This window comes from Collinsella sp. AM31-2AC, from assembly GCF_003469285.1.
GTDB classification, from domain to species: Bacteria; Actinomycetota; Coriobacteriia; order Coriobacteriales; family Coriobacteriaceae; genus Collinsella; species Collinsella aerofaciens_AT.
Window position 1 is genome coordinate 88,742 of sequence record NZ_QSJB01000001.1, and the last position, 23,695, is coordinate 112,436.

Here is a 23,695-nt window from a genome sequence, read left to right on the forward strand (position 1 = left end):
AGCCGAACGCCCCCGTGGCCCCTCCCGGGGCCCGGGGGCACCGTTTTCCCAGTTGAAGGAACGGTGGAGATGTGTTTCGATGGGTCCGAAGGCCCGCCCGCCGCCCGGCGCCTCTTCCCAGACTCAGCCGAACGGTCGGTTCCGTCTATTCCGTTTTCCCTTAGGCTAGGACGGCGGGGCATCGCCCCTTTCCGCGCGCGCCCGCGCGATGAGCCCCGGCGTCAGGTCGAGCTCGCCGATGGGCACGTCCTCCACGCCGTACGCGTCCAGCAGCGCCTCCGCGTCGGCGCCGAGCATCGCCCGGAAGGCGCGGGCGGGCGTCGCGAAGCCGAGCGCGCCGCGCGGCTCGGAGTTCACGTGCGACATCGCCAGCGACAGGTCCGCCGGGGCCAGCCGGTCGAACCTGAGGCCGCGGCCCTTGGGGGCTGCTCGAAGCAAAAACGAACGATCCCACGGACCTCGCGCGCGCCGTCGAGCTCATCGAGATCGGCGGGGGCATCGACGCGTGTCGTGATCTCGCACTCAAGCTCGCGCAAGAGGCGCAAGACACCAGCCGTGCGCTCGCCGAGAACGGCGTCATTTCGCACAACGCCGCTGACCTGCTCTGCTCCATGGCCGATTTCTTCATCAATCGGAGCGTATAGCGGAGTCGCAAGCGCGTAAACCCTCGAAACCTCCCCCAGCAGTGCATTTTGCTCGCGTTTCCGCAAGATTTCGATTTCAGAATGCACATGTTGGGGAGGTTTTGGATTGCTGTGGCGACCGGCGGTCCGATGTAGCCGCAAAAGGCCCATCAGCCGCCGTACATCCTCGCCGGCCGCCTCAGCTCGCCTTGGCACGCAGGCGACGATACAGCAAGCCGCCCAACGCCACGCACAGCAGTGACACGGCAACGACGACACCAACCACCAGCCAGTTTCCGCTGCCCGCAGCGGATGCCGCGGCCGTCGAAGTCACAATGGAGGGAATGCGCCCAAACGTTGCGATGAGCACCACGGGGGCGAAGCGCATCTTGGTGAGGCCGGCGAAATACGTCAAGAAGTCCTTCGGGGTTCCCGGGATCAAGAAAATCACCAGCATGACCAGCTCGAGTCGCTTCGCATTATTGAGCCACGAAAACCGGTCGAGAAGGCTGCGGTCGAAGAAGAGGCCAACCAGGCTCCAGCCCCATCGACGCGTCGCCCAATAAATCGCCGACGTCGCCAGCCCCGAGGCGACGAGACACAGCGCCGTCCCCTCCCAGAAGCCAAACGCGTAACCACTCGCCAGCTCCACAGGCTCGCCGGGCAAAAAGGCCAAGAAGATCTGGGTGACGTTGATTCCAAGCATGACGAGACGACTTATCACGCTGTGGTCGGCGACGAACGACCGAACCGCCTGAGGGTCTGCAAGCCATGCCAAGATCCCCGGAAGGTATTCCCAGCATGCAGTCGCGAGGATTGCGGCCGAGGCCGCAAGCGCCAAAAGCACGCGACGGCGCAGGATTCGACGGCGGGCATCGAGGCCATCGTCCTCTGCGACGGCCTCGGCCGACATTGCCGCAGCGGTCGCGAATGAGGGGGCGTTTGCGGTCCGCGCGCCGGCAGAAGAGGCGTCGTCCAGCGCGTCATGAGCGCCCGCGACTCGATTGCGAAGCTCGCTCAAAGCGCTTACGTCAAGACGGCGAGCGGCGCCCCCGCAAGAAACCTGATCGGAATACCCTTCGGCTTCGGGCTGCATCCTCATCATCGCGTTACCTCCTTGTGTACCTGACAAGGACAGTTTCGCAACTTGGTGTCTATGTTTTGTCTACCAGCAATGACAATTCAGTAAGCCTTACGTTAAGGTAAGCCATTCTTAAGGTAATAGCAGGTAACTGGTTCGCCGACGGCTCGATGAGCCCGGCGACGCCCGCGCAGCGCGCGCCCTCGTCACAACTCCCCCGTTTCGTCCCCATCGCCGCCCGTGCTAAACGTCGCCGTCACACGTGCCCCGCCGGTCGAACCATTCCCTAACTCAAGCGCTCCCCCGTGTAAACCGCACAAAATGCTCGACACATTCAAGCCCAGCCCAAAATGCTCGGCAGATTTGTTCTCGCTAAAGAACGGATCGCACCCGCGCCGCAGGGCTTCGGGCGTAAAGCCCGGACCATCATCGGCAACGCTCAGAGCCAACCTGCCCTCGCGAACAGAAATCTCAACCTCGATGACGCCCTTCGCATGGCCGCACGCATTGCTCAAGAGGTTGTCGAGAACCTCTTCGACCAGGGGTAGATCGATGTGGGTCATGTCGGCGCGGGCGCCATCTTCACCCTCGTCGATTGCAACCCTCAACGCGAGCCCTTCCCCGCGCGCCGCAACAACCTCGTTCGCATGCGACTCGAGCTCATCCACAAGGGACCGCGGCGTCAGCGGCTTGCGGTCTACAGGTCGATCTTCGAGCTTGCTCAGCCCTCCCATCTCCGTTGCGTACCGCTCCAAACGCACCACCTGGGCCGACAGGGCATCCAACGAACCAACATCGAGCTCATCGCCGCGACGCAGGCGCATCTGCGCCATCTCGACCGTCCCCTTGAGCACCGTGATCGGCGTTCGGAGGTCGTGCGCAAACGCCGCATTGAGCTGACGCCGCCCTTCGGCGGTGCGCCACAGCTCGCGCTGGGCATCGAGCAGCGACGCCCTCATATTCTCCAGCGTCTCGGACAGGCGACCAAGTTCTTTGCCCCGCACGCGCTCGATCGAGAAATCCAAATCCTGACCGGCGATGCGCCCCGCGGCGCTCGCCAGCTCCCCCAAGGGCCCGGCGATGTGAACGCGGTAGAAGTGCTTGAACGTGAGCCAACCCAGGCCGCCGTACGCCAAAACGGGCACAAGCCCCGTCGCAAGCGTGAGGACCCAAGGCATCGGACCATCGGGAGGCGGTGAAGCCGCATAATAGGCAGTGTTCGAGACGAGCCCTTCGCCAAACGTCTCCTCAAGATCGGCTCCCGTCATGTTTTCAAACAGCTCCACGCTCTGCGCGCGGCCCGCGCGGCTCAACGCGTCATAGCGGGCGAGGTTCTCCGCCGGAATCGTGCTGTTCACCTCGAGGATCTCCTCCTGCGGATAGCCCTCGTTGTAATTGAGCCCCCAGTCGTAGAGCTGCACCTGGCCGCTACGAACCATGTCGACGGTCGCGTACAGCGTGCTGATGGTGCGCCCGCCCTCCGGCACGTAATCGCTACCGGTCCCCCAATCGCCCGTCGCAATGAAGACCGCGTACGGCCCATCGCCTGGCAAGTTGAGCTCGGATGCGGGAAGCAGCTGCTGAGAGGTGGGGTCGTAGATGTATGGGCCCGAATCGATCACGCCGTGCTCGGTCAAACCGTTGTCGAGCGTCACCTCGAGTTCGTAATATCCATTATTCCAAGCCGCGAGTACCTCAATGGCGCTCAGCGCAAGCACCGTGGCGACAACAAGATAGGCGACCAGATACGCCGTGAAGATCACGCCCAACGGCCGCAGGCTCCACCAGGCACGCAGGCGCTCTTTTCGCGGCAGGCGTTTCAGCCGCTCGCGCTCAAGCTCGCGGGCCGCGCGTCGCTCGGCGCGGCGAGCTGCGCGGCGGTCGCGCCTGCGGACAGAACCGCCATTGTCCCGACAACCGTCCTCGCAAGCGACAACTCGGCCGTCTTCGTGAGGCGCATGGCGCCCGCGTGGGCCCTTACCAAAACCCGTCACTTTGCCACCCACTTGTAGCCCACGCCCCATACCGTTGCGATCGGATCGTCCGCGATCCCCGCCGACGTAAACTTGTTGCGAATGCGGCGAATGTGCTCGCGCACCTGCGACGGGTCACCCGCGGCGTCCCATCCCCACACGCGCTCGTAAATCACATCGCGGTCAAACACCTGGCCAGGGCGCTTGCTCAACAGGGCGATGATGTCGAACTCGAGCTTGGTCAAGTCGACGGTCACCGCGTTCGAATCGCCCCCGGCGGACGAATCCCGATTACCACCCGCACCGTGAACCTCAACGATGCGTTGAGCGTAATCGATGGTCATCTCGCCAAAAAAGCGGACGGCGCCGTCGCTTTGCCGATCGCGAGTCCTTCCCTCGCGCGCCATGTGCGCCGCCACGCGACGACCCAGGACCTCGAGAGAAAAAGGCTTGAGCACGTAGTCGTCGGCACCCGCCGCAAAACCATCAAGCTGGTCCATATCCTCAACGCGCGCCGTTAGAAAGATGATCGGGCAGCTCACATGCTTCCGCACGCGGCGACAGACCTCGAAGCCGTCCATCCCCGGCATGTTTACATCGAGCAGCATGATATCGGGGGTGGGGCCAGAAGAAGCCGCCGCCAGGGCCGACGGCCCGTCATGGGCAACCGAAACCTCGTAACCCTCCATGCGGAAAAACTCCGCGAGCATATTTGCGATATCAGCCTCATCATCTACGACCAGCATGTTCATGGTCGGCCCCCATACTACTCAAACAACGGCACACGCCTCGTGCAATCGTGCGCAAGACGGCGAAGCCAGCACATACTTCCCTGAAACCTTGCCACAAACCTGTCTACGCTTTGTCGATAATTTGACCGTAAACGGTCACCTGCAGGCGGCGAGCGGCTTTTTCTCACCAGACCACAATGCAAGCGATTTTTAAAAATGTTCTTGCCACCGAATTCAGGCTCCGTTATATTATCCCTTGCGCACTTGCGCACCCTTGATAGGGCGTTTAGCTCAGGGGGAGAGCGCTTCCCTGACACGGAAGAGGTCAGAAGTTCAAATCTTCTAACGCCCACCAAATGTTCACAGCTCAGAGGCTATGTCTCTGGGCTGTTTTGTTTTATGTCGCCAAATCCGCTGGCAGCTCCAACCATCATCGCAACGTAGCATCAATTCACCTGACGAATGGCTGCCAAATAAATTCAATACCCCAACATCAACAATAGCTAGGCACAAAACTGCGCCGCAAACTGCTCCAACCGCTCAAACAACCACCCTGCCCATGCACAAAACCGCGTCAGCAACCCAAGTGCCTATCCCGGCTGACTCCGCAGTCAATCAAAACCGCCCCAATAGCCACCGAGGCCGAGACCAACGCGTCTCGAACCCATCCGAACCGCAACTTCTCAGCAAAACGCCGCGATGTCTGCGCTCTGCGGTATCCTTGAGCCACTTGCACCTGCAGCACCAAGGAGCCGCCATGCGCACCGAGCTCGATGTTCCCTTTTCGCACAAAGAAGAAGCCAAGGCGCTGGGCGCCAAATGGGACCGAACCAAGAAGATCTGGTATGTACCTAGCGGCGTCAACCCCGAACCCTTTGCCGAGTGGCTGCCCGGTGTTGACCGATCCGACCTCTCGGCGCCGTATATATATCTAGTACTGGGCAAGCGCGAGTGCTGGAAGTGTCACAAAGAGACCTCGGTCGCGGCCTTCGGCATTCCCTATCGAACCGATAACGACGAGAGCATCGCCATCGCGCACGCACCCAACGAAGCCGGGCACATTGCCATCGACACGGCCAACGCCAACGCACTCGCCATCGTGCCCGCTCTTGGCTGCGCGCCGGGCGAGATCCGCGACTACCTTCATAAGCGCTGCGGCTACAAGCCCGTGGGCGCGCGAGCCTCCAAAGCCCCGTCGCTCGGCAACACGTGCACCAGTTGCGATGCGCTGCAAGGCAGCCGCTATCTGTTCGAGGAGCCCTCATCCCCGTTTGCCCTCACTGCCATCAACAAGCTGCCGGCACTGGAGTTTGTGCGCGTCGAAGTTGCCGGCGTCTTTGGCGTCCCGGCTACGCGCACTGACTTTGACCAGGCGCTCTTTACCTGGGCACGTGACCATCACGCCGAGTTCCACAAGCAACTCGGTGAGGGGATTTATTTGTAGGGACGGAGAGGCCTTCACAGCCAGCTCCTCCGCATCACCTATCCCTCGTCGCCGGCGTCGTACACGATATCGAGGCCACAAACAGGGCATTTCTCCGGGTACACCGGCATATGAACGCCTGTCCGTTTTCTCACTTCGTCGCTGAGTCTGTCGCGCGCATCGATGAACCGAATGTCGAGACACGGTATTTGCGAGCCGCAACAAGGACAGGCGACGACAAACGACCCGCAATCAACTTCTACGCTCGGAAACATACTGTTGTCGATAAGGGCACGCGGCAGTTTTCCGTACTTCCCCATCACGACATCGCCTCGCCAGCTCACGCTCGCTCCCTTCCCGTAATTGAAACCAGGAAGAGCATGCACCAGCAAGTGCGCGCGAAATTGCATCGCCACGCGATCCGATCAAACAACACGATCTTAAAAGACCACCAAAGCCAAATACGCTAATACGGCAGAATCCCCGCCTTTTCACGCTTCTTTTCCGAGCGATCGAACTCAATGCGATGGGCCTCAAGAAACGCCGTATTGGGTCGCCACTGACGCTCATTCGGCTGCCTTAGCGTCGCACCTGCAAAGGAAGCGTAGTCGGTCTTATCCAGCAGGTACGATCCGCACAGCCGATATTCACCGCAAACAGGCTCAAACGAAATCAGATGAGCATCAAATAGGGAATGTAAGTCGCGCCGAAGCAGAATGCCATTGCTGGCAACTTGCGATTTAGGGCCCGAGTAATTCTCGATATGTGCAGCCTCCAGAGCTTCGCTGACGCCGCAGTCCGACACCGCGCAACGGCCGTCATAGGCGGCAACGAGCTGCTTGCGGAACCATTGTTGCCCCAGTCGCTCGCGCCTTAACGCATAGCGAACTTTTTCGTCATCGGTCGCATCCCGTCCGGCAAACTCAATGTCGACTGGCATGTGCTTCAGATAGCTCATGTCGGACGCAAAACGAGGGTCAGGCCCGCCTTTATGAACGGGACCATGCAGAACAAACCAGCCGTTTTCGGGCTCGAACCGTTCAACAAACGCAAGGCCAAGCACCTTATAGCCCACCTCAGTTGCAAATATGACTCCAACTGGAACGCCACATTCCATGCAGTTGAGCATTTTCCGGTTATAGTCTTGGTCTCGAGAACCAACGGTGCCCGGCGCTTGAACCGAATACTTAATGACCCACGTGCCGTCATCCAAATAGAGCGGAGGAACATCGGTATAGAAACTCTTTTTAGAGTTATGAACCGAGAGCGCAAAGATCTTATCGGGATCTTGCTTCACCCGATCCTGGCCCGGCCAGAAGATCCCTGAATCCCGCGTTACGGGAAAGAAGTCCGAGCCAATTCTCAAACGATACTGATACTGAGGGCTATCTTCCTTGGTGTGGTGCGGAAGGCTGGTCCAAACGCCGCCGCGCTGTTCCTCACCCAGAAACCACTCCCATGCCTCAACGTATTCGGAAGGCACGAGACTGCAGGCGCGGTCATAGCTTGGTCCATCCATCAACGGAACAGCAAGGTCAATGTCGTTCATCGCCAGCACCTACAACCATACGAACGCGAATCATGCCCCTCAATAATATGGCCGAGAGTCAATTATTACGAGGTCTCATTCCGCGATCGGCACGTCGTTGATGCTCTCGGTTTGCCGCTGGCGCGCTTGTACCCCGCTGTCCCACTTCCCTGTATACTGATGTAGCACGTGTTTCATCCGGGCTTGTTGGACCGGGTCGTTCATGGGAGGGCCTTATAGCTGCTTCGAATCCGCCTAAGGGGAGCGTTTCTTCTTCGTCCATCAAGCCGGTTACACGCAAGGCCGTGCGCTGCCAGCGCGAGGTCGCCTGGCTTGTCACGCAGGCAGCAGGCAGACTCGTGGCGAGCACGGAGGACGTCAATGCTCCCACACCGAGCTTTGTGCTGGCAGCGGCGCTGGATCGAGTACGCCAGCTGGAACTCGTCGCACAAGAAGACGGCAGCCATCTTGGCTACCAGGACGCTATGGCGCCCGACCTGTTGACCTTTTGTCGCATGACCAAATTGCCCGCCGCACCCAATGCGCTTTCGGACGCAGGCTACATGTTTACGCTTTCGGGCGCGGACCTTATCCGCGACATCTATGCATACTGCAGCGAGCTCGCCGAGCGCAGCGTCTTTGGCACGGCTGAAGTCAAACCGGGATATGTCATCAAGCTGGTTCTTAGGCTGTTCTTGATGGACGGGTTCGGGGCCATGCCGGCGTAAGCCGAGTCTTTAGCATCACCGTCGACTGGGCAACAACCGCTTTACCTTAATGGACGCCAATCGAGAGTCGATTATTGGGTCGCCTCGTCCACTAACGCATCTATCCCACGCGCTCCGACAGTCGATACTTGCGGTTGCGGCTCGTCGCCGGCGCCGTGGGCTCAAGCTCGCCTTGAGCAATGAGCGCGTTGACGCGCGACCTAACCTGGGAAATTGTGAGCCCTGTGTGCTCTGCCAGCTCGCGCGTCCCCAGCTCGCCGTAGTGTTTGAGTGCCGTCACAATTAAGCCCCCGCCATGATCGACCGGCTCGATCTTTGAACGGTAAAGTACGACCTTGAACCGATCGAATCCCGGGCAGAACAGGGGCTCGGCCAGACCATGCGCGCGCATGGCATCGATCATCATCGGGATGCCCGAGCCATTGCCCTCAGCCGGCGAACCTGCGCCATCCGGCAGCGGGACAATCGACATGAGCTTCACAAGCGTCGCGTTACGGCATCGGGAGCTGCCGTCAAACAAGTTCTCGCGAGTCTTTCCCCCGTAAAGGCCGCCAGGATTCGTCACCTCGACACGATCATCAAAGACGTCGACGGCAATCGATTGTCCACAGAACCGATCCCCGTATTCTCGATGGATTACGGCGTTGGCGATTGCCTCGCGCAGAACCTCCTCGGGAATCTCAAGCGAGTCGACACGCGAGACGCCTTGGACGGTCGAGGTTCGCCGCAAATTCTTGGCGACGGCTGCGACGGCATCCGAGATCATCTCGCCCAACGTTCCCTCACAGATTGTGCGGTCCATGAACCTCAGCGACCCCGCCATGCCCTTCTGAGTTCCCGCATGGACAGCCACGTCAACGAAGAGCTTGGGATAGAACTGCTGAGGGTAGGTGCCCACAACTAGGAGTCCAGCCTTGGTGACATTGCCCTGGGAATCAAGGATATTTAGGCGCTCCAGCTTCGTTTGTTTGTCCGGCGCGCCGCGCATTGCCCGGGGCGTCAACGAGAAAGCCCGATCTATCGTACGGTCGACCAGCGTCTCGTCGAGATCGTCCGCGCCCGCACCCGCCACCGCGTCGCGATCGCTCGGAGTCGCTCGACCGTATGACGCCAATGCGAGCACCTCGGTCGATGAAAGCGGCACATCTTTGTCATCGATGCGCTTGTAGCTGCCGCCCTGGGCGCCCCGCTCTATGACATAGCAGGGCTTGCTCGACGGATCGAGCTCCTCAATCGTAATGACGAGAACGATGACGCCCTGAAGCTCCACTCGCTCGATCGTGTATTTGGGCGGATTGGCCAGCTTTCCTCGACCGCCCGCATCACCCATGCCTGACACAAATTGGTTGAGCACTTTCTCGGTCTCGAAGTTCTCAACCGGGACAAAACCTGCGCGCTCACTCACTCCGAGCACGATGATTCCGCCGGCAGTGTTCGCGAATGCGCTCACCGTTTCCCACACGTCGCGGGAAAGCGTCGTGGCGCTCTCCTTCACTTCGACGTTAAGATCATCCGAGCCCATACGCCTTAAAGACTCAAGCAGACCGGTCAGCTCGTTTTCGTTCATCTGCACGTCCTTTCGCTCGGTCCTGCGGAGAATGCCGCGGATAGATTTCCCTCGTCTCTCAGTTATCTCTCGTAATTATCTCTCATTTATCTCTCTATCTCTCGGCTTAGAGATAAGAGATAGATAGAGATGAAATGTCTACCATTTGCTTCATTTATACATATTTTTGCTGGTAGAACAATCGGTATTGAGACAATACCATGATTGCCTGTCTCTTTGCTGCTCAGTTATCTCTCATATTTATCTCTCACCTTTCTGTTATCTCTCGTATTAGAGACGAATGAGATATGAGAGATGTGTGGGCGGCGGATGAGCGTGGATTTTGGACGATCGGGAAATGAGGGTGGGTATTTGGACGGTTTTTGGGCGTTTTGAGGCTGATTCCGTCCGAAAATCCACTCTCATTCGATAGGCGTCCAAATTTCCACGCTCGCGCGGCGGTCACGCGGGGCCTTTACCCAATCCGCCGGTATCGCCTTCAGTTCGCTGCAGAACCGCGGCCCCATATGGGTATACTCTCGAGGATTCGACTCGATTCGCCCCCGCTGGGGCGTCAAAGGAGGCTGCATATGCCCACCACCTCAACCGACTCGCGCGCCGCTGCCGCCGCGCTGCTGGCACCCGGTACCACCTGCCACGGTTTTGCCGTCGAGCGCTGCGAGACCGTGCCCGAGCTCGACTCGGATGCCTACGTGCTTCGCCACACCGCCTCGGGCGCTCGCCTGCTGTACCTGGCGTGCGACGACGAAAACAAGGCTTTTGCCATTGGCTTTAAGACGCCGCCGGCCGATTCCACCGGTGTGTTCCATATTCTTGAGCACTCGGTGCTGTGCGGATCGGCCAAGTTCCCCGTCAAGGAGCCGTTTGTCGATCTGATCAAGAGCTCCATGCAGACGTTCCTCAACGCCATGACCTACCCCGACAAGACCATCTACCCTGTTGCCACCACCAACGAGCAGGACCTGTACAACCTGATGGACGTGTACCTGGACGCAGTGTTCAACCCGGCTATCTATACCAAGCCCACCATTTTTGAGCAGGAGGGCTGGCACTACGAGCTGGACCTGCCGGAGGGCGTCGAGGGCGAGGACGGCGACAGCTCCGCCAGCCTGCGCGAGGGCACGCTGTGCTATAACGGCGTGGTGTTCAACGAGATGAAGGGCGCACTGTCCGACCCCATGAGTGTGCTGGACGACGCCGTCAACGCCGCGCTCTATCCCGACACCGCCTATGCGCACGAGAGCGGCGGCGACCCGCGCGCGATTCCGGCGCTCACCTACGAGCAGTTCCTGGACACGCACGCGCGCCACTACAACCCTTCCAACTCCTACATCACGCTCTACGGCGACCTGGACGTGGACCGCGCGCTGGCCTTTTTGGACGAGCGCTATTTGTCGCAGTCGAGCGCTGCGAGCCGCCGCATGGACGCAGCCGTCGCCGCCGGCGAGGACCCGTCCACGCTGGCGCCCAATCCGCTGGGCGTGCAGGCGCCCGTGACCTGCGAGTATAAGTGCGTCGAGATGGCAACCACGCCCGAGAACGCCCTGGTGGGCTTGGGCTTTGTGCTGGGTAGCGCGCTCGATCGCAAGCGCACGATCGCTGCGGATATCTTGTTCGAGGCGCTGCTGGGTTCCAACGAAGCGCCGGTTAAGAAGGCCATTCTGGCCGCCGGCGTGGGCGGCAACGTGGTGAGCTACACCGCGGCCGAAAGCCTGCAGCCCTACGAGCTCATCATGCTGCAAAACGCGCAGCCTGGTGTGGCGCGCGAGCTGTGCCGCGTGTTCCAAGACGCCTGCCGCGACCTGTGCAAGCACGGCGTTCCGCGCGAGCGCCTGGAAGCCATCATCAGCAGCAACGAATACGACCTGCGCCAGCGTGATTACGGCATCGCCGACGGCGTGGCCATTGCGTGCGACGCGCTGAGCACCTGGCTCTACGATGACAACGCCGCGACGCTGGCGCTCAAGTACGGTCCGGTGTACGAGGAGCTGCGCGGCGAGCTGGACGGTAACTACTTTGAGGACCTGCTGCGCGAGCTGGTGCTGGAAAACGACCACATGGCGCTCGTCGAGCTGGTGCCGGTGGACGCCGGCTCCGGTTCGGAGAGCGCCGAGGGCGCTGGGCTGGCAGCCAAGCGCGATGCCATGACCGATACCGAGCTGGCCGACGTGGTCGAGCGCACGGCCGCGCTGCGTGCCGCGCAGGAGGCCGAGGACACGCCCGAAGCCAAGGCCACGCTGCCGCGCCTGCGCGTGTCCGACATTGGCGAGGCACGCCCCGAGCCGCCGCTGGTCGTGGACACGACCGCACCCATCCCCTGCTTGCGCCACGACATCCCCACCAACCGCCTGGCCTACGCCATGCAGTATTTCGACCTGGGATGCGTCGCGTTTGAGGACCTGCCCTACGTGACCCTGCTCTGCCGCCTGCTCAAGCAGCTGCCCACGAGCGAGCACTCGGCCAAGGAGCTCGATAATCTCATCGCCGGCAAGCTGGGCTTTTTGAGCTTTACGACCGAGGTCATGACGCAGCCCGACGTGGACGGCGTGCGCCCCTACCTGCTGGTGAGCGCCGGCGCCCTGTCCGAGAAGATCGATGCGCTGGCAAACCTGCCGCGCGAGGTGTGGTCGAGCACGCTGCTGCTCGATGCCGACGCCGATCGCGTGCGCGACGTGCTCACGCAGATTCGCATTGGGCTTGAGCAGGGCTTTATCAACAACGGCCACTCGGCAGCACTCGGTCGCGCGATGAGTTACAGCTCGCCTTCGGCCGTGGTGCGCGAACAGCTCTCGGGCGTGGACTTCTACCTGTTCTTGCGTGATCTGCTCGAACACTTTGACGAGCGCTTGGATAGCCTGCGCGCCAAGCTTGCCGAGCTGGCGGGCCGCATCTTTGTGGCCGATGGCTGCCTGGCGAGCTTTACCGGCAGCGATGAAGACTTTAACGCGTACTGGGCCGCCGCGGGCGACCTGGGGTTGAGCGCGGACGCTGGCGACGGCGCTGCCGGCCGCGACGCGCTCGTGGTGCCGGTGCCGCGCGACCGCCACGAGGCCTTTGTCATCCCCAGCGACATCTGCTTTGCGGCAAGCGCATGCGACCCGCGCCGTCTGGGCATCGACGTGACGGGCGCCTGGGCGGTTGCCGCCAACGCGCTCTCCTACGATTACCTGTGGAACGAGATCCGCGTAAAGGGCGGCGCGTACGGCTGCGGATTCCGCGCGGCCGGCGAGCGCCAGGCGGCGTTCTATACCTACCGCGACCCGGCAATCGATCCCTCGATTGAGCGCGTGGCGCGCGCGGGCGAATGGCTCGGCAGCTTTGAACCCGACGAAGCCGCCTTTGAGGGCTTTATCGTGAGCTGCGTGAGCGGCATGGACGCGCCGGTGAAGCCCTACGCGCTCACCAAGCGCCGCAACACGACTTACCTGGCCGGCCTCGATCCCGACGCGCGCGAGAAGCGCCGCGCCCAGATGCTCGCCGCCACGCCCGGTGAACTGCGCTCGCTCGGCGCCGATGTGACGCGCATCGCAGCCGAGTCGCCGACCTGCGTCTTTGGCTGCCGAGACGTCATCGCCAAGAGCAACGCCGACTTTAACGTCGTCGACCTGATGGGCTAACGCACGGCAAAGGTAGATTTTTGGGACATGTCTGAAAATCTACTTTTTTCTGCGGTTTGAGCGGGGCGGCGCAGCCCACCGCGGCGGTTTGTCTCAATCTGTAACATCTAGGTCCAATTATGCCGAGTTACTGTTACAGATTGAGACAAACCGCCGCAGACGCCCACTCCACAGCACAGACCACCACAAAGGTGCCTGTCTCCTTCCTCAGTTGTGATTCGAACACTTGTTCTATACGCACACATGTTCTATAGTAGAGGTGCTTGCATCAAACTGAAATTGCAACTAGAATATAGTTGCAGAATGTGAGGCGGGATGACTCGATCCGATAAACTCATCGCCCAGCTGCTTAGCTGTCCTTCAACGTATAGATTCGCTGACTTTCTTAAAGTTATGGCTTCATATGGCTTTGAAATGGGCAGCAAAGGCAGGACATCCGGATCGCGCGTTCGCTTCTACAGGCCATCAGATGGCAGGATGTTCGTAATGCACACGCCTCATCCATCTGACGAATTGACAGCGGGGACCATTCGAAACATCGTTCGCTTTCTGCAAGATGTCGGAGGTAGTCATGAGTAACGTTTTGGCATACAAGGGTTATTTCGCCCCGGTCGAGTTCGATGCCGAACAGCATGTGCTAACAGGTATGGTCGCCGGCATTAGGGACGCAATCGTATTTGAAGGCTCCACGGCTGAAGAAGTGGAGCAATGCTTCCACGACGCCGTCGACGATTACCTTGAGTTTTGCGCCGAGAAGGGCAAGGAACCCGAGCGGGCTTTTAAGGGCTCGTTCAACGTAAGAACGGGCTCTGAGCTCCACAAGCAAGCAGCGCTGGCGGCGGCAAAGAAGGGTGAGTCACTCAATAAGTTTGTGACTGAAGCGATCGCTGCGGCGCTGTGAAGCCAACGTCGAGTCGAAGCCGCCACAAAGGGCGCCTTTGCGGCGGCTTCGACGTTTGCCCAGATAAAACCTGCCAAAATAAACCTGTCCCTTTTTGGTAGGTTTGGGAGAGGGAGCTGGGATGGATAAGGCTGAGTTGCGACGGGCGGTGATTTCCCGGCGCGATGCTCTTGATTTGGATGTGCGTGCGGCAAAGTCCGCCGTTATCTGTACGCGGCTGGCTGAGCTGTTGGATCGCTCGGATGCCGCGGTGCCGCACACCGTTGCCATCTATGCCGCGATGGGTTCCGAAGTCGACTCAGCCGCGTTTGCCGCAGCTGCCGCCAAACGTGGCTGGCGCGTGGCCTATCCGTGCATGCTCTCGGCAACAGACGCCGCAGCTTGTGGCCAGCGCATGTGTATGCGGGCAGTTGCTGCCGGCGACGCGGACGCGGCTCCGTTTATCGCCCACCCCACGCGGGCCTTTGCGGCCACGGACATCGACAGCAGCCGCTTCCCTATCGTGCCTGCCGAAGCTCTCGACATGATCGTCGTGCCGCTCGTAGCATTCGACCGCACCGGCACGCGCCTAGGCTACGGCGGCGGCTGCTATGACCGCTACCTGCCCATGCTCTCGCCCGTATGTCAAATCGTCGGCATCGCCTTTGACGAACAGCGCGTCGACCACATCCCCACCGACGCCCACGACCTGCCGCTACCCCACATCATCAGCGCCTAACGGCTGGCACGCTGCACCCCACAAAAATGAGCGTGGAAAATTTCCCACTTTGGGCCTGTTCGGGGGCAAAAAACGGGAGATTATCCACGCTCATTATTCAAACGTCCGATAATCCACGCTCGTGTGTCCGAAAATCCACGCTCAACCAAATCACGTCTAAATTCCCACGCTCATCCGTCCGGATTTCCACGCTCGTGCAGCCTAACACCCTGTAACCGTCTCAGCAGGCACGCGGCACGCCGGCAACCTTGAGCTTGCGATCGAGCTTTGTCGGATCCCTTAGGTCATCCCAGCACAAGCGCACAATCTTGCAGTTATCGAGCATCGAAAGCCTCGACTCGCGCTGGCGCTCGTCAAATTGCGCCTTTGCGAGCTTGCCCTCCTCCGCCGCCTTCTCGCTTTTAACGAATCCGTCGAACTCCCCAATAATCAACCGGTCACCCACGCGCCACAAATAGTCAACGCGATACGGCCTTCCCGGCTCAACCGGATCGAACAGCTCAACTTGCAGCTCCGGAACCTGCCAGCCGCGCTCGATCATCAGCGCACGCGCCTTGGACTCGCCGCCGTTTTCCGACAAGCCGTCGGCACACCGCGCGACCCTGCGCGCCGTCACAACACCGCGACGATTCAAGCCAAGCCTGTCGACCGTCTCAACAAGATGCTCCTTCGACAAAAGCTGCTCATGGAGCGCCGAGTCCGCAATGATCAGCCCTTCGACAAACGATGCATCGACCAGGCAATCCGCAATCGTTTGATCGATATCGGTCACGGCAATATCCATCTCGCTGGCCCGTGTCCGATAAGCATACCGATGGCGAACGACTTGAGAGCCTGGCGTCGTCGATTGCGCCGGCATCGCGGCGATATGGATGTGCGTCAAATTGGCATGCGAAACCGAAAGGCCATAGACAACGGCCGCCGTATAGGAGCAAAACGTCCAGTCGGGGTGCTTTTGCGCAAGCGCCCGCACCCGATGCAGATAACGCTGCCGAAACTTGAGCTCGGACCAGTATTCCGGACGCGCATACAGTCCCGGCATGACCACCTTGAGACTTCCCGCCGCCACCCGCCGTTCAATCTGCTTTGCCTCCGCCGTCGTGCGCGCGTACACGCAGCTCATCTGCTGCTCGCATGCTTCAATGTGACTTGTGAGTCTTTGATTCGCCGTCATGTTTGCCATGTCGCCCCCAAACTCTTGGAACGGCGCAAACGTACCAGACGGTTTCATGCGAAGTCTGACCAAATGCTGTCCAGATGCTGACCAAATGCCTGACGGTTTTGGATGTTTTAGGCCAATGGCTTATATCTGCAGGTAGAACGGTTGTCGAGAGGTCCCTGTCTCCACATTTTGAGCCTCAAAAGCCACCGACTTCATTGAAAGAAAATATGCTGTGGCTCGAAACTACCTAGTTTGCGATGTAGTCCGCATGTACTCAACGTGTGATGATGCCGACGGTACGGCAGCTGCAGAAAAAATGAGCGTGGAAAATCTCCCGCTTTGAGACCCCTTGTGAGCCAAAAACGGGAGATTATCCACGCTCACGTTGCAAACGTCCGATTATCCACGCTCGTGTGTCCGGATTTCCACGCTCGTCACGCGGCGGCCACGGCGGCAGTCACGGCCACGGCCGCGACCTAGTGCTCCTCGCCGGCGCGGGCCAGGTCGTAGGGTGTGGTCTGGTAGACGTAGTAGTTGAGCCAGTTGGTGTAGAGCAGCTGAGCCTGGCTGCGCCAGATGTTGAGCGGCTCGGCCGAGGGGTCGTCGTTTGGGAAGTAATGCGCCGGCACCTCCGGGTTGAGTCCGCGCTTCACGTCGCGCTCGTACTCCAGGCGCAGCGTGTCGGTATCGTACTCGGGATGGCCAAAGACAAAGAAGCGACGACTGTCCGTCGACTTGACGATATACAGGCCTACCTCGTCGGACACGGCCACGACCTCAAGCTGCGGCTCAGCCTCCACGTCCTCGCGGCGCACATCGGTGTTGCGCGAATGCACGGCATAGAAGCGGTCGTCAAAGCCGCGGACCAGCGGGCTTTGCGGCTTCACCAGATAATGCTCAAATACGCCGCTCGCCTTTGCCGGCAGGTCGTACTTCTGGATACCGTAATGATGGTAGAGCCCCGCCTGCGCGCCCCAACAAATGTGCAGCGTGGAGTGCACGTGCGTGGTGGACCAATCCATGATCTGGCAGAGCTCGGGCCAGTAGTCGACCTCCTCGAACGGCATCTGCTCCACCGGCGCGCCCGTGATGATCAGGCCGTCGTAGTGGATGTCGCGGATGTCGTCGAAGGTGCGATAGAACGTCTCCAGGTGGCCGGCGCTCACGTGCGTGGCCTCGTGCGTCTTGGTACGCAGCAGGTCCACCTCCACCTGCAGCGGCGTGTTGGAGAGCTTGCGCATGATCTGCGTCTCGGTGGCAATCTTGGTGGGCATGAGGTTGAGGATGAGCACGCGCAGCGGACGAATGTCCTGGTGCAGTGCGCGGTACTCGGTCATGACAAAGATGTTCTCGCTCTCGAGCTGCGCGGCGGCAGGGAGGGCGTCGGGGATGCGAATGGGCATGGATGCTCCTTACGAGTCAGTTGCAGCTATGGTACAACGACCGGCCCCATCCGCGCGAGCACATCGCCCGGCGATGTCGCCGGCGGCCCAAATCACTCCAAAAGTAGAGATTAACGCATGTCCCAAAAATCTACGACGCTTTAGCCTAGCAAAGTGGCAGCAGGACGCTACAATGGTTCGACGCGAAAAACTCGGCCGAAAGGATACATATATGTACCAGACGCGTAAGATCGGTGTGGTCGGCCAGGGCCACGTAGGAGCACATGTCGCCAACAGCCTGCTTATGCAGGGCATTGCCGACGAGCTGTACCAGTGCGATATCAACGAGGCCAAGGTGACGTCTGAGGTCCAGGACCTGCGCGACTCCCTTTCGTTTGTCCCGTATAACACCAAGATCGTCAACTGCTACGACCACTACGAGGAGCTGGCCTGCTGCGACGTCATCGTCAACGCCGCCGGCAAGGTTGCGCTGGCCGCCGGCAGCCGCGACGGCGAGCTTTTCTATACCACCGATGCAGCGCGCACCTTTGCCAAGCGCATTGTCGACGCCGGCTTCGACGGCATCTTCGTAAGCATCTCCAACCCCTGCGACGTCGTATGCACCGAGCTGTGGCACCTGACCGGCTACGATCCCAAGAAGATCATCGGCTCGGGCTGCGGCCTGGATTCCGCCCGCCTGCGCACCGAGATCTCCAAGAAGGTCGGCGTGAGCCCCAAGTCCATCGACGCCTACATGATCGGCGAGCACGGCTTTAGCCAGCTGGCTGCCTTTAAGGCCGCAACCATCGCCGGCAAGAGCCTCACCGAGCTTCAGGCCGAGAACCCCGACAAGTACGCCTTTGACCACATGGAGGTCGAGGAGCTCGCGCGCAAGGGCGGCTACGTAACCTACCGGGGCAAGCAGTGCACCGAGTACGCCGTCGCCAACTCCGCCGCGCGCGTCTGTGCTGCCGTTCTGCACAACGAGCACGCCGTGCTTTCCGCCTCCACGCTCATGACCGGCCAGTATGGCGAGGAGGGCATCTTCACCTCCCTGCCGTGCGTGATCGGCGCCGAGGGCGTCGAGGAGGTCTACACGCTCGACCTGTCCGAGTACGAGCTCGAGGGCTTCCACAAGAGCTGCCAGCACATCCGCGACAACATCGCCCAGCTCGACTGGTGGGATGCCGAGGCTTACGACGCCAAGTAAGCGTCGGTTGCCGCGACACCTCGCGAATCTAAGCGCGATACCAAGCGGGCCGCGCCGGAAATCCCCGGCGCGGCCCGCTTTTTTGACTCGCGCTGCGCCCTTGCGAATCGAAGGTGAATACTTTTCCCGGTACCTAGTACTGCTCGACACCCATATAGCGACGAACCTTGGGGCTGTGGTCGAACACCTTGCCGCGGGCGGCGCGCAGCTCGCAGCTCATCGCGTAGAAGAAGATCGGCTCCAGGAACGAACGCACGCTGGCCGGCACCTCGCCCACGCCGTACTCGAGCGCATCGAGCACCATGACCGTATCGGTATGCGTGTTGAGGAATGCGAGCGCGCGCTCCTCCATGGGACGGCACTCGCCCGATCCGAGCTGCACAAAGTAGAACACGCCGGGCTCGGTGGCCTCGAAGGGGCCGTGGAAGTACTCGCCGGAGTGGATGTAGCAGCAGTGCTGCCACTGCATCTCCATGAGCGAGCAGATGGCCATAGCGTAGGTCTGGCTAAAGTTGGGGCCGGAGCCCAGGATGTAGAAGAACTTGTGCTGCTGGCAGAGCTCGGCAAAGCGGTCGCCCAGCTCCGCGTTGACCTTCTCGCGGGCGGCGGGCAGCAGCGCGTCCATCTGCTTAAGGCCGGCATACATGTCGGCGAGCGCCTCGTAGCCTTCCTGCTGGTCGAGCAGCTCGGCAGCCATCAGAACGCCGATGCCCTGCGGGACCTCGGCCTGCGACTCGCCCTTGCCCCACGGATAGACCCAGGTGGTCCACTTGCCGTTGTCGATCTTGGAGCCCGCATAGTCGGTCATAGCCACGACCTCGGCACCGGCAGCCAGCGCTATCTCGCAACCGTCGACGACCTCCTGCGTGTTGCCGCTGTGGCTGCAGGCGACGACGAGCGACTTCGGCCCCAGGCTCTTGGGGGCCATCAGGCAAAACTCGCGCGCGGTGTAGACCGTCGAGGCAAACGTGGTGGCCTCGCGCTTGAGCAGCTCGTTGGCCGGCATCAGGTCGATCATCGAACCGCCACAGGCGATCCAAAAGACGTTCTCGATCTTACCCTTGCGCTCGATAATTTCCTGAATCAGATCGTGTGCGTTCACCGTGACGCTCCTCCTTGTGTGGCGGCTTTGAACGACGACAGCTCGTACCTGCGATCGTTCTATGTTGTCCTATTTATAACATGCGAACTGTCACAGGTGAAGTCGTTTCAGCAAATTTGTTCTATGTTGTTCTGTCTATGGGCGTTAGATGTCAAACAAGTAGCGCGAGCCCACGATCTTTTGGCGCCCGAGCAGCAGGGGCCGCCCGTCCGCATCGGTAAAGTACGCCTCCATATAGAAGAGCGGCTCGCCAACCGGCACCTCCAGCAGCGGGGCCGCCTGAGCATCGGCAAGCGCAATCTCCACGGTGCAGGGGTCGGACTTGAGCGGTGCGCGGCCCGAATGCTCGGCAACGAACGCAAAGATCGAGTTATCGGCGAGGTCCTTATCGGCCAGCGTCTGCAGGTAGGGATGATCGGCCAGCACAAAGGCGTTGTTCTCGAGCATGACGGGCACGCCATCTGCCGTGCGCACGCGCTCGACCACGATAAGCTCGCAGCCGGGCTCCACGCCAAAAAAAGCCGCGTCCTCGCGCGTCGCCTCGACCACCGTGCGCGACACCAAGCGTGCTCCGGCCACCATGTCGTTGGCGGCACAGCCCTCAGTAAAGCTCTGGACGTCGCCTTTCTGGACAATCTTGCGCTTGAGCTTGGGAGCGCACACAAAGGTGCCCCTCCCCTGCTGTCGGTTGAGATATCCCGCGCGCGACAGCTCCTCGATGGCGCGGCGCACGGTAATGCGCCCCACGCCGTAAGACTTCGCGAGCTCCATCTCGGAAGGAATGCGCGAGCCGGCCGCATACACGCCGCGCGCGATCTCGCCCTTCAGGTCGTCCATGACCTGCTGGTACAGCGGTACGGCGGATACGCCAGCGCGCTCGGTTTTATCGTCAGTTGCCATCGTTACGCTCCATCTCGCGCATGCTCGGACTCAAACTCTTCAATCGCCGCCATAAACTGCTCGCCAAAGGCGTCTGCCTTTTTCTCGCCGATGCCGTTGACCTGGATAAGCTCGTCGCGTGTCTGCGGGCGCAGGCGACACAGACCGCGCAGGGCCTTGTCGGAAAAGACCATGTACGGCGCCATCTCGAGCTCGGTCGAGATTTCCTTGCGCAGGGCACGCAGGCGCTCAAATAGCTCGGCATCGTCGCCCACGCGCGGGCGCTGATCCAGCTCGGCCTCCTCGCGCAGCAGATCCACCGCACGGCGAGCGCGGGCCGAGGCCTTGCGCTTGGACGCACGGCGCTTAACGGTAAAGGCAAACGCCTCCTCTTCGACCTCGCCGGCACGCGGACCCAGGCCCACGACCGGGTACTGCCCCTGCGAGGTTGCCAAATAACCGCGGCCGCACAGCTGGCCGATGATGTCCTTGATGCGCCCGACCGATTCGCTCGACAGTTCACCGTAGCCGCGGCCCTCGTCCAGATGCATCTGGCGAATGCGCTCGGTGTTGCCGCCGTGAAGCACATCGGCGATGAGCGACTTGCCAAAGCGCATGGGCCGCGTGGCCACATAGCGCACGGTGGCGCGGGCCATATCGGTGACGTCCTCGACCTCGAACTGCGTGAGGCAGTTGCTGCAGTTGTCGCAGCCCTCGGCGTCGTCCGTGACAGCGCCGCCTACGGCCGCATGCTCGGCCGCGGCCTCGTCGCCAAAGTAGCGCAGCATGTATTCGCGCAGGCAGCCGGTGGTATTGCAGTAGCCTTCCATCTGGCTGAGCAGGCGGTATCGATTCTGGAGCGCCCACGCGCGCTGCTCATCGTCGAGCGCCTCGTCGGCCGCATCGCCGCGGTCGATCAAAAATCGCCGCATGCGAAAATCGTTGCCATTCCACAGCAGGTGACAGCTGGCAGGATCGCCATCGCGGCCGGCGCGACCTGCCTCCTGATAGTAGGCCTCGATGCTCTCGGGCACGTTGTTATGGATGACGTAGCGCACGTTGGGCTTGTCAATGCCCATGCCAAAGGCGTTGGTGGCGACCATCACCTGAATATCGTCGTCGATAAAAGCGCGCTGGCTTTGGCGACGGGCGTCGTTGCCCATGCCGGCATGGTAGCGACCAACGCGAATGCCGCTGGGGCCCAGCGCCTCGGCAAGCTCGCTCGCGAGCGCATCGACGGTCTTGCGGGTCGAGCAATACACGATACCGCTCTCGCTCGAATGCGCGATCACATAGTCGCGCACCCAGGCGGCCTTAGCCTTGTCGCCCATCTCCTCGCAGCCAAAGTAGAGGTTCTTGCGATCGAAGCCCGTCACCACGCACGCGGGGTTTTGCAGGCCGAGCATCTGCTGAATGTCAGCACGCACGCGCTCGGTCGCCGTAGCGGTAAAGGCCGCCACGATGGGGCGCTGCGGCAGGGAATCGATGAACTCGCGAATCTGCAGGTAGGCGGGGCGGAAATCCTGGCCCCATTGGCTTACGCAGTGGGCCTCGTCAATGGCCACGAGCGGCACGCCGATGCCGCCGTCCGCCGCGGCCTCCTGCACAAAGGCTAAAAAGCGCGGCTCGAGCAGGCGCTCGGGCGCCACGTACATAAGCTGGTAGCGACCCTCGCGCGCCCGCTTGAGCACGGTGTTTTGCTGGGCCGGAGTAAGGCTGGAGTTGAGATAGCTGGGGCGTGCACCCGCCGCGAGCAGCGCGCGGGTCTGGTCCTCCATAAGCGACAGCAGCGGGCTCACCACAAAGGTGATGCCAGGCAGCATGAGCGCGGGCACCTGGTAGCAAATGGACTTGCCGGCGCCCGTGGGCATAACGCCCAGCGCGTCGCGGCCGCCAAGGATCGCATCGACCATGCGGTCCTGCCCCGGGCGAAACGAGGTGTAGCCAAAATAGGCGCCGAGCGTGTCGAGCGCCATCTGCTGCATGCTATCGATCATGGTTTCCTAACGTCCAAGTCATCTGCCGCCGATTATACGCCGCCACGCGGACCGATGCCGGGCTGCTGCCAGCCACGCTCATTCTGCGGGTAGTCATTGGGGACGTTCTTGAATGACTAGTCGTTTAAGAACGTCCCCAATGACTACCCTGACAGGCGCGGAAACGTCGCTGGTTGAGCATAAGTCAGCGAAAACGCCCCTAAGCGAGCAAGGTGACGTGAAAGAGGAGGGAAGCGTACTTCGGTACGCGACCGACGATTGAACGTCAGATTGCCGCTTAGGGGCGTATGCAGCGTCGACTAGTTACGCGGTTTGGTAAAACCGCGTAACTTACATGACCATAACGTAGCGCGATCCCACGTAGTACTGCTTACCCATCAAAACCGGCTCGCCATTGGGGCCGATAAAGCCGGCACGCAGGTTGAGCAGCGGGTCGTGCGGGGCAATGCCCAGCTCGGCGGCCTGCTCGGCGTTGGCGCGAACGGCCTCGACCGTGCGGTAGCCAACCGAGACAATCGGCGTTCCGCCAACACGCTCGACCTCGGCAAAAATCGACTTGTCCTCAAGATCGGCCGTCAACAGCTCACGGTAAGCGTCAAACGGCACAAAAATGTTCTCCTCAAAGATGGGCTCGCCGTCGGCCGTACGCACGCGCTTGATATGCAGCAGCAGCGCATCCTTCTGCAGGCCAAAGAACTCCATCTCGTTTTGGCGCGCCGGAACAATCTGACGATCGATCACATGTGCGCCCGCCTTCATGCCGTTGTCGGCACACAGCGCGGTAAACGTCTGCAGCGTCGAGGCGTGAAACTGGCGATTGATGTGCGGCGTGGAAACAAAGGTGCCGCGGCCCTGCTGCTTAACCAGGTAGCCATCGGAGCACAACTCCTCGACGGCGCGGCGCACCGTAATTCGGCTCACCTCGTACTGCTCGGCTAGCTCGAGCTCGGACGGAATACGCTCCTTGGGTGCATAAACACCTTTCTCGATCGCATCCTTGATTTCGTCGTAAATCTGCTGGTAAAGCGGTGCATTTTTGGGCGCAGGCATATCTAATCACTCTTATCGAAATA

At 60.9% G+C, this 23,695-nt stretch carries 19 protein-coding genes and 1 tRNA gene; 8 read left to right on the forward strand and 12 right to left on the reverse strand.

Annotated features, from left to right (window positions below; genetic code table 11):
* Positions 1–165 precede the first annotated feature (165 nt).
* The 4 genes from DW796_RS00375 to DW796_RS00390 form a co-directional block, all read right to left on the reverse strand.
* The gene (locus DW796_RS00375) at positions 166–438 is read right to left on the reverse strand and encodes a hypothetical protein (RefSeq protein WP_187362341.1); all 273 of its coding nucleotides are present in this window, start codon (positions 436–438) and stop codon (positions 166–168) included.
* Positions 439–822: 384 nt separating this feature from the next.
* Positions 823–1,728 carry a TVP38/TMEM64 family protein gene (locus DW796_RS00380; protein ID WP_233539623.1) on the reverse strand — a complete coding sequence of 302 codons (906 nt, stop codon included), beginning with the start codon at positions 1,726–1,728 and terminating at the stop codon, positions 823–825.
* A 182-nt stretch (positions 1,729–1,910) separates the two neighbouring features.
* Positions 1,911–3,710, reverse strand: coding sequence for a HAMP domain-containing sensor histidine kinase (locus DW796_RS00385; protein ID WP_233539624.1), 1,800 nt, complete (start codon positions 3,708–3,710; stop codon positions 1,911–1,913).
* A complete protein-coding gene (locus DW796_RS00390; RefSeq protein WP_117799312.1) occupies positions 3,695–4,429 on the reverse strand; it encodes a response regulator transcription factor in 735 nt (244 codons plus the stop codon). The genes DW796_RS00385 and DW796_RS00390 overlap by 16 nt, the downstream gene beginning before the upstream one ends.
* 259 nt (positions 4,430–4,688) lie before the next feature.
* Here DW796_RS00390 and DW796_RS00395 point away from each other — a divergent pair.
* Positions 4,689–4,763: transfer RNA gene (locus tag DW796_RS00395), tRNA-Val, on the forward strand.
* Positions 4,764–5,165: 402 nt separating this feature from the next.
* Positions 5,166–5,852 carry a DUF5710 domain-containing protein gene (locus tag DW796_RS00400; protein WP_118093930.1) on the forward strand — a complete coding sequence of 229 codons (687 nt, stop codon included), beginning with the start codon at positions 5,166–5,168 and terminating at the stop codon, positions 5,850–5,852.
* 445 nt (positions 5,853–6,297) lie between these two features.
* Here DW796_RS00400 and DW796_RS00410 read toward each other — a convergent pair whose 3' ends face one another.
* Positions 6,298–7,380, reverse strand: coding sequence for an HNH endonuclease (locus DW796_RS00410; RefSeq protein WP_117763551.1), 1,083 nt, complete (start codon positions 7,378–7,380; stop codon positions 6,298–6,300).
* 284 nt (positions 7,381–7,664) lie between these two features.
* Here DW796_RS00410 and DW796_RS00415 point away from each other — a divergent pair, with 284 nt between their 5' ends.
* Entirely contained in the window at positions 7,665–8,087 is a 423-nt protein-coding gene (locus DW796_RS00415) for a hypothetical protein (protein ID WP_117735452.1), read from the forward strand.
* 100 nt (positions 8,088–8,187) lie between these two features.
* On the opposite strand, the gene DW796_RS00420 is transcribed toward DW796_RS00415, so the two are convergent.
* The gene (locus DW796_RS00420; RefSeq protein WP_117763549.1) at positions 8,188–9,654 is read right to left on the reverse strand and encodes an ATP-binding protein; all 1,467 of its coding nucleotides are present in this window, start codon (positions 9,652–9,654) and stop codon (positions 8,188–8,190) included.
* Positions 9,655–10,223: 569 nt separating this feature from the next.
* Here DW796_RS00420 and DW796_RS00425 point away from each other — a divergent pair.
* From DW796_RS00425 to DW796_RS00440, 4 genes are all read left to right on the forward strand, one after another.
* On the forward strand, positions 10,224–13,271 hold the full coding sequence (locus DW796_RS00425) for an insulinase family protein (protein ID WP_118093932.1): 3,048 nt from the start codon (positions 10,224–10,226) through the stop codon (positions 13,269–13,271).
* Between the two features lie 315 nt (positions 13,272–13,586).
* A complete protein-coding gene (locus tag DW796_RS10775) occupies positions 13,587–13,850 on the forward strand; it encodes a type II toxin-antitoxin system HicA family toxin (RefSeq protein WP_118093933.1) in 264 nt (87 codons plus the stop codon).
* Positions 13,843–14,172: a type II toxin-antitoxin system HicB family antitoxin gene (locus DW796_RS00435; protein WP_022094981.1), complete on the forward strand. Its 330-nt coding sequence runs from the start codon at positions 13,843–13,845 to the stop codon at positions 14,170–14,172. The genes DW796_RS10775 and DW796_RS00435 overlap by 8 nt, the downstream gene beginning before the upstream one ends.
* 121 nt (positions 14,173–14,293) lie before the next feature.
* The gene (locus DW796_RS00440; protein ID WP_118093934.1) at positions 14,294–14,890 is read left to right on the forward strand and encodes a 5-formyltetrahydrofolate cyclo-ligase; all 597 of its coding nucleotides are present in this window, start codon (positions 14,294–14,296) and stop codon (positions 14,888–14,890) included.
* Between the two features lie 220 nt (positions 14,891–15,110).
* On the opposite strand, the gene DW796_RS00445 is transcribed toward DW796_RS00440, so the two are convergent.
* Together DW796_RS00445 and metA are read right to left on the reverse strand one after the other, a co-directional pair.
* The gene (locus DW796_RS00445) at positions 15,111–16,073 is read right to left on the reverse strand and encodes a hypothetical protein (RefSeq protein WP_147350999.1); all 963 of its coding nucleotides are present in this window, start codon (positions 16,071–16,073) and stop codon (positions 15,111–15,113) included.
* A gap of 455 nt (positions 16,074–16,528) precedes the next feature.
* On the reverse strand, positions 16,529–17,455 hold the full coding sequence (gene metA, locus DW796_RS00450; RefSeq protein WP_118093936.1) for a homoserine O-succinyltransferase: 927 nt from the start codon (positions 17,453–17,455) through the stop codon (positions 16,529–16,531).
* Positions 17,456–17,666: 211 nt separating this feature from the next.
* Here metA and DW796_RS00455 point away from each other — a divergent pair, with 211 nt between their 5' ends.
* Positions 17,667–18,644 (forward strand): L-lactate dehydrogenase, encoded by a 978-nt coding sequence (locus tag DW796_RS00455; RefSeq protein ID WP_118093937.1) that lies wholly within the window; start codon positions 17,667–17,669, stop codon positions 18,642–18,644.
* A gap of 133 nt (positions 18,645–18,777) precedes the next feature.
* Here DW796_RS00455 and DW796_RS00460 read toward each other — a convergent pair whose 3' ends face one another.
* The 4 genes from DW796_RS00460 to DW796_RS00475 form a co-directional block, all read right to left on the reverse strand.
* Positions 18,778–19,746: an SIS domain-containing protein gene (locus DW796_RS00460; RefSeq protein ID WP_118093938.1), complete on the reverse strand. Its 969-nt coding sequence runs from the start codon at positions 19,744–19,746 to the stop codon at positions 18,778–18,780.
* A 144-nt stretch (positions 19,747–19,890) separates the two neighbouring features.
* Complete coding sequence (locus DW796_RS00465) at positions 19,891–20,646, reverse strand: GntR family transcriptional regulator (RefSeq protein ID WP_118093939.1); 756 nt, start codon at positions 20,644–20,646, stop codon at positions 19,891–19,893.
* Between the two features lie 2 nt (positions 20,647–20,648).
* Entirely contained in the window at positions 20,649–22,622 is a 1,974-nt protein-coding gene (locus tag DW796_RS00470) for an ATP-dependent DNA helicase RecQ (RefSeq protein WP_118093940.1), read from the reverse strand.
* Positions 22,623–22,952: 330 nt separating this feature from the next.
* Positions 22,953–23,672: a GntR family transcriptional regulator gene (locus DW796_RS00475; protein WP_117637428.1), complete on the reverse strand. Its 720-nt coding sequence runs from the start codon at positions 23,670–23,672 to the stop codon at positions 22,953–22,955.
* Positions 23,673–23,695 lie beyond the last annotated feature (23 nt).